Raw genomic sequence first — 12,734 nt, forward strand, 5'->3', positions numbered from 1 at the left:
CACCAGCGTCCTGTTCGCCATGCTCCGCGACGGAACCTTCTACGAACCCAGGAGCCCCCGCATCGCTTGACGAAAGACATAGAGGCACCCCCCGCCACCCTGGTAGCTCCAGACGCCGACGCGAGCCCCCCGAAGCCCTCCAAGCTCCGGAAGCACCCGAGGCCGTCCAAGCTCCGGAAGCTCCTGATGCCCTTGATACCCGCGATGCCTCCGAGACCGGTCCGCCCCCCGTTTCGGAACGGGGCGGACGGTGACTCTTGATGGCGTACAGCGCGCCGGTTCGTCACCGACCGGGTCCATGGCCGGATGACGGCTCCCGGGCCGGCAGGCCCGGACCCGGCCGGACCTTCCCGAGCAGTGCGGTGGCGAGATGCGATGAGGACGAGGAACGCGACACGGCGGAAGCCGGACCGGACGCGCACCGGCCCGCGCGCTGTGCCCCCCGCGCGGGCCGGTGCAGCGCGTGGCCGGCCGCCAGGGCGGGCCGCATGACCTTTCTCGCGCGCCTGGACGCCTACCAGCGACGCCACCGCTGGGTGGGCCTGCCGCTCGCCGTCGTCTACAAGTTCTACGACGACCAGGCGCTGTACCTCGCCGCCCTCCTCACCTACTACGGCTTCATCTCGCTGTTCCCGCTGCTGCTCATCCTGGTCGCCGTGCTGAGCGCCTTCCTCAGCGACGATCCCGCGCTGCGGCACCGCGTCCTGGACTCCGCCCTGAGCGAGTTCCCGGTCATCGGCGACCAGATCGGCGAGAACATCCACTCCTTCCACAGCAACGGCGCCGCACTGGCCATCGGTATCGCCGGCAGTCTCTACGGCTCCCTGGGAGTGGCGCAGGCCGCGCAGTACGCCCTGAACAAGATCTGGGCCGTCCCGCGGCACGCCCGCCCCGACCCGCTCCAGTCCCGGCTGAAGGGCCTGCTCTTCCTGCTGCTGCTGGCCCTCGGCCTGTGCGCGCTGACGCTGCTGTCCGTCACGGCCTCGGCGACGTACGTCTTCGGCGTGCGGCTGCGGGGCGGAACGTGGATCGCCGCCACCGCGGGCTCCGTGCTCCTGAACACCGGTCTGCTGCTGCTCAGCTACCGGTTGCTCACCCACCGGGTCCTGCCGCTGCGCCGGCTGGCGGGCGCCGGGCTGGGGGCCGCCTGCGCGTGGCAGGCGCTGCAATGGGGCGGCTCCTATTACGTGAGCCACGTCCTGCGCGGTGCCACGGCCACCTACGGCATGTTCGGCATCGTCCTGGGCCTGCTCGCCTGGCTCTACGCGGGTGCGCTGATCTTCGTCATGGCGGCCGAGGTGGGGGCCGTACGGGTGATGCGGCTGTGGCCGCGCAGTCTGCTGACCCCGTTCACGGACCGGGTGCGGCTCAGCCCGGCGGACCGCCGTGCCTACCAGTCGTACGCGGCCACCGAGGCGTTCAAAGGCTTCCAGAAGGTCCAGGTCCACTTCGAACCGCCGCCGGAACCCCCGCAGGAGAAGCCCTCCGGCGACGACGACCACTGACGGGCTCCGGGGGTGCGCCGACGGAGCGGCCGGCCGACGTTGCCAGGGCACGAGCACCCGCACGCGGTACAGGCGCACGCGGCCCTTGCGGCGCGTCGGCCGGCCGGTCGCCGGTGTCAGGTACGGCGGTGGCGGCGCCGCGAGGCCATTGCGATGGTCGCCAGCCCCAGGAGCAGCGCGATGACGCCCGTGATGATGTTGCTCACGATCGTGCCGGTCGTCGGCGCCGCGTTCCGTACGGCCCACGGGCTGACGATGGTCCACGCGCCGATGGCCGCCGCGACCCAGCCCATACCGAAGGTGCGCTCGTACACCGAGCCGAACGCCAGCGCGAGTATCGCCAGGGTGATGCCGGTGACCAGGTTGCTGACCGCGAGGCGACTGCCGTTGAAACCGACCACCCAGGGCGAGATCGCCATGTACAGGCCGGTCAGCAGGGTCAGGCCCTCCGCCGCTTGCAGCTGGGGCCGCGCGGACACCTCCGCGTAGTGGGCCCGCATTGCCATGAGGTCGGGGTGTTCCTCGATGCGAGAGTGCATGGCCACGAGGGGCCACCTCCCTTCCGTCCGAGTGTTTCGTCCCCTTTTGCGTATCCCGGTACACGCATCCGATTCATTGGCACAGTGCAAAATCTCGGATTTCTCGGCGCCGCCGGGGTGCCTCGCGGCCGGGCCCCGGAGCCACCGGCCCGAGCGCCTGCCGGAGGCGGGATCCTTGCCTACGCTAAAGAAGGGGGTGCGGAGGAGCGCAAGGGCCCGACGCGCTGGGAGGAGGCCATGGCGGAGATCGAGCCCCCTGCCGGGGACCTGGACGATGTCGACGCGGTCACCCGGGCCGTGCTGACGGCCTCGCGGCTGCTGGTGACGGTCTCCGCCAGATCGCTCGCCGAGGTCGCGGAGCGGGTCACGCTGCCGCAGTTCCGCATGCTGGCCGTCCTGTCCAGCCGGGGTGCCACCAAGCTGGTGTCGGTGGCCGAGCTGCTCCAGGTCGCCCCCTCGACGGCGATGCGCATGGTGGACCGGCTGATCACCGCCGGGCTGGCGGACCGCCGGCCCAATCCCGGCAACCGCCGCGAGACCCTGTTGCGGCTCACGGCGGAGGGGCGGCGCATGGTGGAGACCGTGACGGCCCGGCGGCGCGCCGAGATCGCGGCCATCGTGGAACGGCTCCGGCCGGCTCAGCGCCTGGCCCTGGTCGAAGCCCTCAACGCGTTCAACGAGGCGGGTGAGGAACCGTCCGCCTCGCTGGGCGACGACGTGGAACCGAACCCGCTGGGCTGGCCGGTGAACGCGCCGAACGGGCGCGACACCTGACATCCGAGGGCCGCACCGGAATCGCGCCAGCACTTGAGGGCCCCGGCAATCGGGCACCAGTTCACCGATAGGGCATGCCATTGACGAAACTCGCTTTCGGCCGGGGAACTGTTGGGAAACTGTTGGGAAACCGCCGAGAACTCCCCGGCCGGACCCTCTGCGGACCGCAGGGGCTTCCGCCACGGGAAACGCCGCCCTGACCGCGCCGGACGCGGTGAAAGAGATACGCGGCGGAGCCGCCGGACATGCCTCCTCGATATCGGAGCGGCATGTGCGGACCGGTCATTGCAAAGCGCAAGAAAAACAAGTTCTGAGTACAACCAAATGGCGAAAAAGAGGTGCGCGGTACGGACGGGACAAGAGCAGTCTGGCCACGTTCATCGACAGGGCCCGTGCCGGTACGCCGGCTCCGGCAGCCCGATCCCGAGGGGAGTCCGAGGGCGTGGGACGTGGCAAGGCGAAGGCGGCGCGGGTCGCCGCGGAGGCGGCCGAACGGCTTTTCGAGGCCGGGCAGTTATTGCGGCGGGCGCCGACCACGCCCGAGCGGAGGGCCGTCTTCCGCACCGACCAACAGGTCAATGACCAGCCCTATCGCGAGCGCTGGGCGCACGACAAGGTGGTCCGCTCCACCCACGGGGTGAACTGCACGGGATCGTGCTCCTGGCAGGTGTACGTGAAGGACGGTCTGATCACCTGGGAGACACAGGCGACGGACTATCCCTCGGCGGGCCCCGACCGGCCCGACTACGAGCCGCGGGGCTGCCCGCGCGGGGCGTCGTTCTCCTGGTACACGTACTCGCCGACCCGGGTGAAGTATCCGCACGCCCGCGGTGTGCTGGTGGAAATGTTCCGGGACGCAAAGCGGCGCCTCGGCGGCGACCCGGTGGCGGCCTGGGCGGAGATCACCGGCGACCCCGCCAAGCGGCGCCGCTACCAGTCCGCGCGCGGCAAGGGCGGCCTGGTGCGCATCGGCTGGGAAGAGGCCCTGGAGATCGCTGCCGCCGCCCATGTGCACACCCTTCAGGAGTACGGTCCGGACCGGATCGCGGGCTTCTCCCCGATCCCGGCCATGTCGATGGCCTCGCACGCGGTCGGGGCGCGGTTCCACGCGCTGCTCGGCGCGCCGATGCTGTCGTTCTACGACTGGTACGCGGATCTGCCGATCGCCTCGCCGCAGGTCTTCGGCGACCAGACGGACGTACCGGAGTCGGGCGACTGGTGGGACGCGGCCTATCTGATGCTGTGGGGCTCCAACGTGCCGGTCACCCGGACCCCGGACGCCCACTGGATGGCCGAGGCGCGCTACCGCGGGCAGAAGGTCGTCGTGGTCTCGCCGGACTACGCGGACGCCACCAAGTTCGCCGACGAGTGGCTGCACCCCCACCCGGGCACGGACGGCGCGCTGGCCATGGCGATGGGGCACGTGATCCTGCGGGAGTGCTTCGTGGAACGCCAGGTGCCGTACTTCACGGACTACGTGCAGCGGTTCACCGACCTGCCCTTCCTCATCGCCCTCGACGGCGACGGGACACAGGGCCGCACGCCGGGCGCCTTCGTGACCGCCCGCGACCTGGACCTCGCCCCGGGCGCCGAGGCGGCGGCGCGGCGCTGGATGCCCGTCGTGTACGACACGGTGACCGGGCGGCCGGCGGTGCCCCACGGCACGCTGGGCGACCGCTGGGGCAAGGCGGGCGAGGGCCGCTGGAACCTCGACCTCGGCGGCATCAAGCCCTTGCTGAGCTGCTACGGGCGGGCGGACTCCACCACCGCGCGCGTGCTGCTGCCCCGCTTCGACGAGCCGGGCGCCTCTCTCACCCGGTCGGTGCCGGCCCTGCGCGTCGGCGGCCGCCTGGTGACCACCGTCTTCGACCTGATGCTCGCCCAGTACGGGGTGGGCCGCGACGGTCTCGACGGACAGTGGCCCGCCTCGTACGAGGACGCGTCCGTGCCGTGCACACCGGCCTGGCAGGAGGCGATCACCTCCGTGTCCGCGGGCGCCGTGGTGCGCGCGGCGCGGGAGTTCGCCCGCACCGCGGAGCAGACCCGGGGCCGCTGCATGATCGTGATGGGAGCGGGCACCAACCACTGGTTCCACTCGGACACCATCTACCGGTCGTTCCTGTCGCTGCTGCTGCTCACCGGCTGTCAGGGCGTCAACGGCGGCGGCTGGGCGCACTACGTGGGCCAGGAGAAGGTGCGGCCGTACGCGGGCTGGCAGCAGCTGGCCACCGCCTCCGACTGGGTGCGCCCGTCACGGCAGATGGCCGGCACGCCGTACTGGTACCTGCACACCGGCCAGTGGCGGTACGAGAAGTTCACCGCGGACGCCCTGGCCGCGCCGGCCGGGCCCGGAGCCCTCACAGGCCTGCACACCGCGGACCTCGTGGCCCGCTCCGCACGCCAGGGCTGGATGCCGTCGTACCCCACCTTCGGCGCCAATCCGCTCGCCCTGGGACGGCGGGTCCGGGAAGCGGGCGCCGACCCGGAGGCGTGGGTGGCCGCCGAACGGGACGCCGGCCGGCTCTCGTACGCCTGCGAGGATCCCGACGACCCGGTCAACTGGCCGCGGGTGCTCACCGTGTGGCGGGCCAACCTGATCGGCTCCTCCGCCAAGGGCAACGAGTTCTTCCTACGGCACCTGCTGGGCGCCTCCGACAACGCGAGCGCCGAGGAGGCGCCGCCCGGGTGCCGCCCCCGGGACGTGACCTGGCGGGAGGAGGCGCCGCGCGGCAAGCTGGACCTGCTGCTCGCCCTCGACTTCCGCATGACCTCGACCACGCTGTTCGCCGACCTGGTCCTGCCCGCGGCGACCTGGTACGAGAAGCACGACCTGTCCAGCACGGACATGCACCCGTTCGTGCACGCCTTCTCCCCGGCGATCGACCCGCCCTGGCAGGCCCGCACCGACTTCGAGATCTTCCACGGCCTGGCCGCCGAGGTCAGCCGCCTGGCCAGGGGACGCCTGGACGTCGGCTACGACCTGGTGGCCACCGCCCTCCAGCACGACACGCCCGGCGAGGCCCCGCCCGACGGGCCCACCGCCCCGCGCCTGACCCTCGTCAGACGGGACTACACCGCCCTCGGCGACCAGCTCGCCGCCCTGGGGCCGCTGGCCGAGCAGGAGGGGATGACGGTCAAGGGGGTGACCGTGCGCCCCGGGCCCGAGGCCCGCTGGCTCGCCGCCCGGTGCGGCACCGCCACCTCCGCACCGGTGCGCGGGCGGCCGCTGCTCGACACCGACGTCAAGCTCTGCGAGGCGATCCTCGCCCTGTCCGGCACCACCAACGGCCGCCTCGCCGCCGAGGGTTTCGAGCGGCTCGCCGAACGGTGCGGGCAGCAGAGCGGCTTCGGGGAACTGGCCGCGTCGGTGGCCGAACGGCGCATCACCTTCTCCGACACCCAGACCCGCCCGGTCCAGGTCGGGGCCAGCTTCGAGTGGTCGGGCAAGGAGGGAGCGGACCGCCGCTACGCGCCCTTCACCGTCAACACCGAGCACGCCAAACCCTGGCACACCCTCACCGGCCGGCAGCAGTTCTACCTCGACCACCCGTGGATCGCCGAGTACGGCGAACAACTGCCCGTCTACCGGCCGCCGTTGGATCTCGCCGCCCTCGGCGAACAGCCCCGCGCGGACGACGGCGGCACCCGGTCGGTGACGGTCCGCTATCTGACGCCGCACTCGAAGTGGTCGATCCACTCCGAGTACCAGGAGAACCTGCTGATGCAGACCCTCGCCCGCGGCGGCCCCGTCATCTGGATCAGCGTCCAGGACGCCGAGGCGATCGGCGTCGCGGACAACGACTGGATCGAGGCCCAGAACCCCAACGGCGTCGTCGTGGCCCGGGCGGTCGTCTCCCACCGCATGCCGGCCGGCACCGTGTTCATGTACCACGTCCAGGAACGCCTGGTGAACGTCCCCCTGTCCGAGGCCACCGGGCGCCGCGGCGGAGTCCACAACGCCCTCACCCGGCTGCTGATCAAGCCCACCCACCTCATCGGCGGCCACGCCCAGCTCTCCTTCGCCCCCAACTACTACGGCCCCACCGGCAACCAGCGCGACGCGGTCACCGTGATCCGGCGGCGCACGCAGAACGTGGAGTACTGACATGCGCGTCATGGCACAGGTCGCGATGGTGATGAACCTCGACAAGTGCATCGGCTGCCACACCTGCTCGGTCACCTGCAAACAGACCTGGACCAACCGGTCGGGCACCGAATACGTGTGGTTCAACAACGTCGAGACCCGCCCCGGGCAGGGCTACCCGCGCGGCTACGAGGACCAGGACAAGTGGAAGGGCGGCTGGCGGCTCAGGCACGGACGCCTGGTGCCGCGCGGCGGCGGCCGGGCCCGCCGCCTGGCCCGCCTGTTCGCCAACCCCGAACTGCCGTCCCTGACCGACTACTACGAACCGTGGACCTACGACTACGAGAACCTCATCTCCGCGCCGCTCGGCGACGACGTGCCCACCGCACCGCCCCGCTCCCTGATCGACGGCCGCCCCACCCGGATCAGCTGGGGCCCGAACTGGGACGACGACCTCGGCGGCGGCCCCGCGCACCTCGCCGGCGACCCGGTGCTGCAGAAGATGAACGAGCAGGTCCGCCTGGAGTACGAGCAGGCGTTCATGTTCTACCTGCCCCGCATCTGCGAGCACTGCCTCAACCCGTCCTGCGTGGCCGTGTGCCCCTCCGGCGCCCTGTACAAGCGGGTCGAGGACGGCATCGTCCTGGTGGACCAGGACCGCTGCCGCGGCTGGCGCATGTGCGTGTCCGGCTGCCCCTACAAGAAGGTCTACTTCAACCACTCCACCGGCAAGGCCGAGAAGTGCACCCTGTGCTACCCGCGCATCGAGGCGGGCCAGCCCACCGTCTGCTCCGAGACCTGCGTGGGCCGCCTGCGCTATCTCGGCGTGATCCTCTACGACGCCGACAAGGTCGGCGAGGCCGCCGCCACGGAAAACGAACAGGACCTGTACGAAGCCCAGTTGGGCTGCTTCCTCGATCCGCACGACCCCGGGGTCGCGCGCGCCGCCGAGGCGGCCGGCATCCCGCACGACTGGATCACCGCCGCCCGCCGCTCGCCCGTGCACGCCCTGATCAACACCTACAAGGTGGCCCTGCCCCTGCACCCGGAGTACCGCACCATGCCCATGGTCTGGTATATCCCGCCGCTGTCCCCGGTCGTGGAGTCGCTCACCGCCACCGGGCACGACGGCGAGGACCCGGCCAAGCTGTTCGCCGCGATCGACGCGCTGCGCATCCCCGTCGCCTACCTCGCCGAACTGTTCACCGCCGGCGACCCGGCCCCGGTGGAGGCGGCGCTGTGCCGGCTCGCCGCGATGCGCTCCCACATGCGCCGGATCAACCTCGGCGAGGAGCAGGACCCGGCCATCGCCCGCGCCGTCGGCCTGGACGCCGACGGCATCGAGGCCATGTACCGGCTGCTCGCGCTCGCCAAGTACGACGAACGCTACGTCATCCCCACCAGCTACACCGGCACCGTACCCGCCGACGACCTCGACGCAGGCTGCGGTCTGGACGGCCCCGGAGGCGCCGGCATGTACGACGCGGACGCCTTCCACGCCCCGCCCGCCGCCGAGCCCGAACACGCCGGGACCTCCCTGCGCGGCAGGGTCAACCTGCTGAACTGGAACGGCAAGGGCCGCCCCGACGGCCTCTTCCCGCGCGGCGCGGACGGCACCCGGTGAGCCGCCCCGTCGTCCTCCAGGCCGCCTCCCTGCTGCTCGGCTACCCCGACCAGGACTGGGTCCGGCGACTGCCCACCGTACGCACGGCGCTCGAAGCCGTACCCGGCGCGGAGACCGGACTCCTGCTGGGGTTCTGCGCCCACGCCCGGGAGACCGAGCCGCTGACGCTGGCCGCCCGGTACGTCGCCACCTTCGACCGCAGCCGCCGGCGCTGCCTCTATATGACGTACTACACCGACGGCGACACCCGCCGGCGCGGCACCGCACTGGCCGGCCTCAAGGCGCTGTACCGCGAGCACGGCTGGCAGCCGGCCGAGGACGAACTGCCCGACTTCCTGCCGCTGATGCTGGAGTTCGCCGCCCGCACCCCGGACGCCGGGACCGCGCTGCTGACCGAGCACCGGCCCGCCCTGGAACTGCTGCGCTTCGCCCTCACCGCGCACCACAGCCCGTACGCCGACGTCCTGGAGGCGGTCTGCCGCTCCCTGCCCGGCCCCCGCCCGCCGAGCCGCGAGGCGGCCCTACGGCTCGCCCGCACCGGCCCGCCCGTCGAAACGGTCGGCCTCCTGCCGTACCCGCAACGCGCCCCCCACAGCCCGCACGTGGAGGAGACCTCCCGGTGAACCACCTGCACATCGCCCTCTGGGGCGTCCTGCCCTATCTGGTGCTCGCCGTCCTGGTCACGGGCACCGCCTGGCGCTACCGCTACGACCGGTTCGGGTTCACCAGCCGCTCCAGCCAGCTCCACGAACACCGGCTGCTCGCGATCGGCGGGCCGCTGTTCCACTACGGACTGGTCTTCGTCGTGGCCGGCCACGCCATCGGCCTGCTCGTTCCCGAGCCGCTCACCGAACGTGTCCGCGTCCACGAGTGGCTCTACCACGCCAACGCCCTGCTGGTCGGCGGCACCGCGGGCCTGGCCACCCTCGCCGGGCTGGCCGTCCTGCTGTACCGGCGGCTGCGTGTGCCCGCCGTCCGGGCCGCGACCAGCCGCAGCGACCGCGCCGTCTACCCGCTCCTCGGCTGCGTCCTGCTGGCCGGACTCGCCGCCACGGCCACCACCCTCCAGCCCCACCCCTACGACTACCGCCGCGGTGTCTCGGTGTGGTTCCGCTCGGTGTTCACCCTCGACCCCGACGTGCCCGCCATGGCCCACGCGCCGCTCGCCTACCAGGTGCACGCCCTGCTGGGGATGGCCCTGTTCGCGCTGTGGCCGTTCAGCCGTCTCGTCCACGCCTTCACCGCGCCGCTGGGCTATCTGACCCGCCCCTACATCGTCTACCGCTCCCGCGGCGCCGGGCAGGCACCGGCCGCGCCCGGCTCCGGCCCGGACCACACCCGCCGCCGGCCGGCCCGGGGCACGCTCACGCGCCGCTGATGCGCACCCGGCTGCACGAGCGGCAGGCGCCGCTGACGCGGATACGACTGGACGAACGGTGCCGGGGCCTGCCTCCCGCGTGCTTCGCGCCCGTCATGGCCACCGGCATCGTCTCCCGGGCCCTGGACCGGACCGGCGCCCCCACCGCGTCCGGAGTCCTGTTCTGCGTCGCGGCGGCCCTGTACCTGCCGCTGCTGACCGCGACCGCCGTGAAAGCCGCCCGTCACCGGGACGTGCTGCGCGCCGAACTCCGCGACCCCGCGCGGTTGTTCGGCCACTACACCCTGGTCGCCGCCAGCGGTGTCCTGGCCGCCCGGCTCGGCGCGGGCCCGGCCCGGATCGCGGGCTGCGCGCTGCTCACCGTCGCCGTGACCGTATGGGCGGCGCTCGCCCGTGCGACGGTGCGGCTGTGGCGGGCCCGGACACCGGCCACGCTCCACCTAGCCGACGGCACGTGGTTCCTGGCGGCCGTCGGCCTCCAGTCCGTCGTCATCGCCCTCACCAGCCTGCGCCCGGCACGCCTCGTACTCGCCGGGGCCCTCGTGCTGTGGGGCGTCGGCGTCCTGCTGTACGCGGGCACGCTCACCGTCGTACTGCGGCGGCTGCGCCGCGACCCGCCGCCGCCAGCCCGGCTCGCTCCCAGCTACTGGATCACCATGGGCGCCGCGGCCATCAGCACCCTCGCCGGCGGCCAACTCCTCGCCCACGCAGAGCTGCTGCCGCAACCGGCCCGCGGCCCCCTCGGCGACACGGTCGTCACCCTCTGGACCTGGGCGACCCTCCTGATACCGCCACTGCTCGCCGCCGGTCTCTGGCGCCATCGGCACCACCGGGTGCCGCTCGCCTACGAACCGGCCCTGTGGTGCATCGTCTTCCCCGCGGGCATGTACGCCACCGCGACCGCCCAACTCGCCACGGAACACCGGCTCGACGCCGCGCTGCTCCCTCTCGGGCCGCTCGCGTGGGCGGCGTCGGCGGCGTGGCTCATGGTCACCGCCCTGCGTCTCGCCGGCCGGCCCCGCCCGCGTTTCCGGCCCGCTCGCCGGCCGGCGGAGGCCGGCGGCCGGTCCCGCGGTCGCTAGGACCCGGCGCGCGACTCCCGGCGCAGGCCGGGCGGGCGGGTGCCGCCGGCCTCCGCCGGGAGTCAGGGACAGGTGCGGCCCGGGGTCAGAACGTGACGTCCGAGCAGGCGTAGAACGCGTTGTCGGTGTCCGCGATGGTCCACACGCCGAGGATGACGTGATGGCCGCTCAGCCCGCTCGGCAGGGTGCCGCTGTGGCTGAGGGTGGCCGGCGGCTGCTTGCCGCCGTAGGGGACCGTCAGGAACGGCGTCGTGTTCAGGTCGGAGCGGCTCAGGGCGTGGTCCTCGTTCCAGCCCTGCTTGGTGACGTAGTACCGGAAGTCGGTCGTCGCGTGCCGCGCCTCGAACTGCCAGCGGAAGGTATAGCTCTGGCCGCCGGTGACCTTCGTGGTGGGCCAGGCGGTGCCCTTCGGGGTGCGGGCGCCGTTGAGCTGGCCGAACCGGGTCTCGCCGCCGGAGCAGAGCTGTCCGTCCGCCGGGCCCGCCGCCGGGAAGCCCTTGGGGCCCTCGACGCTCTGCGGCTCCCACTGGATCTCGCCGCAGCCCCGCACCGTGCCGTTGGCGCACAGCAGTTGCCTGCTGACGGGCAGGTCGGTGTAGCCGTGGCTGCTGGCGCCGCCGGTGGACAGGACGAAGGCGCCGGCGGTGGTGAGGCCCAGTACGGCCGCGTACAACTTGGCCTTGGTGCGCATGTAGCCGCTCCTCGGAACGTGTGGGGAGTGTTCGGTGAGCCGTGCTTGGTCTAGACCAAGCCCAGGCTATTGCGGCTACTTGAACATGTCCATACCAATGCCGGCGCTTTACGGGGCGGTCCCCTCGGGCGGCTTCACACCGGCCACCCCGTAGAGGATCTTCGTGAAGGTCCCACTGCGCATCCGCACGCCGTACCCGCGGCCCAGGGACCAGGCGACGAGATCGCGGACGTGGGGCACGACGCCGAACACGTCGACGGGGACGCCGTGCGCCGCGCACGCCTCGGCCAGCCGGTGCGGCGCGATGAAGAAGCGGTGGTCGTGGGTGCCCTTGGGCGCGGCCCAGGTCAGCGGAAGACCTTCGCCCAGCGTGATCACGGACAGCCGCGCGAGGAAGGTGTCCGAGATGGTGTCCATCACCAGGGTGCCGCCCGGCTTGAGCAGGCGGCAGCACTCGGCCACCACGTCGAAGGGGCGCGCGACGTGCTCCAGGCAGTACCCGGCCACCACCACGTCCGCGCAGCCGTCCGGCAGCGGGATGGCGTGGATGTCGTGGATCAGCACCTCGTCGACGCCGTGCCGCAGGGCCACTTCCGCGCTCTTGGTGGACACGTCCACGCCGACGTGGCGGTAGCCCTTGTCCCTGATGTGCGGGTGGAGCAGCCCGCCGCCGCAGGCCACGTCGAGGAGCAGGCCGCCGGGGCGGCTCGCCGGGGGCACGTGCTCGGCGCGGGCCCGCGCGCCCCAGTGCAGGATCGCGAGCGGGCCCCGGCGCTGCCACCACAGCGACGACCAGGTGTCGTACTCGGCGGGCTCGGGCCCCTCGGGAGCCGCCGTGATCGCGCGGGTCTCGGGGGTGCTGGTCACCGTCGTCCCTCCTGTCGCGCCGGTGTGGCGGTGGGCTGCCCTGGCCCGCCGGGGTCTGTCGGTGCGTCCTCGCGTACGGACTTCGTACGTTGTGCGGACGCGGTGTGGCGGGCGTGCAGGGCGATCGCCCAGAGCGCGTACGCGGTCGCGCGGACGTCGGCCGGCGGGTGGGTCCCGCCCGGCGGGCGCC

At 72.6% G+C, this 12,734-nt stretch carries 10 protein-coding genes; 7 read left to right on the forward strand and 3 right to left on the reverse strand.

Translation table 11 applies throughout. From position 1 onward, the window contains the following. Positions 1-488 precede the first annotated feature (488 nt). Entirely contained in the window at positions 489-1,505 is a 1,017-nt protein-coding gene (locus ACH4OA_RS29770) for a YihY/virulence factor BrkB family protein (protein WP_397946890.1), read from the forward strand. Between the two features lie 116 nt (positions 1,506-1,621). Here ACH4OA_RS29770 and ACH4OA_RS29775 read toward each other — a convergent pair whose 3' ends face one another. Further along, positions 1,622-2,044: an SPW repeat protein gene (locus ACH4OA_RS29775; protein ID WP_365883968.1), complete on the reverse strand. Its 423-nt coding sequence runs from the start codon at positions 2,042-2,044 to the stop codon at positions 1,622-1,624. 237 nt (positions 2,045-2,281) lie between these two features. Between ACH4OA_RS29775 and ACH4OA_RS29780 the strand changes: the two genes are divergently transcribed. The 6 genes from ACH4OA_RS29780 to ACH4OA_RS29805 all read left to right on the forward strand — a co-directional run bounded on the left by ACH4OA_RS29780 (position 2,282) and on the right by ACH4OA_RS29805 (position 10,986). Beyond that, positions 2,282-2,818 carry a MarR family winged helix-turn-helix transcriptional regulator gene (locus tag ACH4OA_RS29780; protein ID WP_397972242.1) on the forward strand — a complete coding sequence of 179 codons (537 nt, stop codon included), beginning with the start codon at positions 2,282-2,284 and terminating at the stop codon, positions 2,816-2,818. A gap of 442 nt (positions 2,819-3,260) precedes the next feature. After that, positions 3,261-6,923: a nitrate reductase subunit alpha gene (locus tag ACH4OA_RS29785; RefSeq protein WP_397972245.1), complete on the forward strand. Its 3,663-nt coding sequence runs from the start codon at positions 3,261-3,263 to the stop codon at positions 6,921-6,923. 1 nt (position 6,924) lies between these two features. After that, the gene (narH, locus tag ACH4OA_RS29790) at positions 6,925-8,526 is read left to right on the forward strand and encodes a nitrate reductase subunit beta (protein WP_397972248.1); all 1,602 of its coding nucleotides are present in this window, start codon (positions 6,925-6,927) and stop codon (positions 8,524-8,526) included. Beyond that, positions 8,523-9,149 (forward strand): nitrate reductase molybdenum cofactor assembly chaperone, encoded by a 627-nt coding sequence (narJ, locus tag ACH4OA_RS29795; RefSeq protein ID WP_365882681.1) that lies wholly within the window; start codon positions 8,523-8,525, stop codon positions 9,147-9,149. The genes narH and narJ overlap by 4 nt, the downstream gene beginning before the upstream one ends. Next, a complete protein-coding gene (gene narI / locus ACH4OA_RS29800) occupies positions 9,146-9,904 on the forward strand; it encodes a respiratory nitrate reductase subunit gamma (protein WP_397940988.1) in 759 nt (252 codons plus the stop codon). Before narJ ends, narI begins: the two co-directional genes overlap by 4 nt. After that, positions 9,904-10,986 carry a tellurite resistance/C4-dicarboxylate transporter family protein gene (locus ACH4OA_RS29805; protein ID WP_397972251.1) on the forward strand — a complete coding sequence of 361 codons (1,083 nt, stop codon included), beginning with the start codon at positions 9,904-9,906 and terminating at the stop codon, positions 10,984-10,986. The genes narI and ACH4OA_RS29805 overlap by 1 nt, the downstream gene beginning before the upstream one ends. An 85-nt stretch (positions 10,987-11,071) precedes the next feature. On the opposite strand, the gene ACH4OA_RS29810 is transcribed toward ACH4OA_RS29805, so the two are convergent. Both ACH4OA_RS29810 and ACH4OA_RS29815 read right to left on the reverse strand, forming a co-directional pair. Further along, the gene (locus ACH4OA_RS29810; RefSeq protein ID WP_397946885.1) at positions 11,072-11,677 is read right to left on the reverse strand and encodes a lytic polysaccharide monooxygenase; all 606 of its coding nucleotides are present in this window, start codon (positions 11,675-11,677) and stop codon (positions 11,072-11,074) included. A 108-nt stretch (positions 11,678-11,785) separates the two neighbouring features. Continuing rightward, positions 11,786-12,544 carry a methyltransferase domain-containing protein gene (locus tag ACH4OA_RS29815; RefSeq protein ID WP_397972255.1) on the reverse strand — a complete coding sequence of 253 codons (759 nt, stop codon included), beginning with the start codon at positions 12,542-12,544 and terminating at the stop codon, positions 11,786-11,788. Positions 12,545-12,734: the final 190 nt, after the last annotated feature.

Origin of the sequence: Streptomyces sp. NPDC017095, from assembly GCF_044332325.1 — a bacterium.
GTDB lineage: Bacteria > Actinomycetota > Actinomycetes > Streptomycetales > Streptomycetaceae > Streptomyces.

What these genes read in the sequence shown, in the direction of transcription:
- ACH4OA_RS29770 (WP_397946890.1), top strand. Translation starts at nt 489, where the DNA reads ATGACCTTTCTCGCGCGCCTGGACGCCTACCAGCGACGCCACCGCTGG.
- ACH4OA_RS29775 (WP_365883968.1), bottom strand. Translation starts at nt 2,044, where the DNA reads ATGCACTCTCGCATCGAGGAACACCCCGACCTCATGGCAATGCGGGCC.
- ACH4OA_RS29780 (WP_397972242.1), top strand. Translation starts at nt 2,282, where the DNA reads ATGGCGGAGATCGAGCCCCCTGCCGGGGACCTGGACGATGTCGACGCG.
- narH (WP_397972248.1), top strand. Translation starts at nt 6,925, where the DNA reads ATGCGCGTCATGGCACAGGTCGCGATGGTGATGAACCTCGACAAGTGC.
- ACH4OA_RS29805 (WP_397972251.1), top strand. Translation starts at nt 9,904, where the DNA reads ATGCGCACCCGGCTGCACGAGCGGCAGGCGCCGCTGACGCGGATACGA.
- ACH4OA_RS29810 (WP_397946885.1), bottom strand. Translation starts at nt 11,677, where the DNA reads ATGCGCACCAAGGCCAAGTTGTACGCGGCCGTACTGGGCCTCACCACC.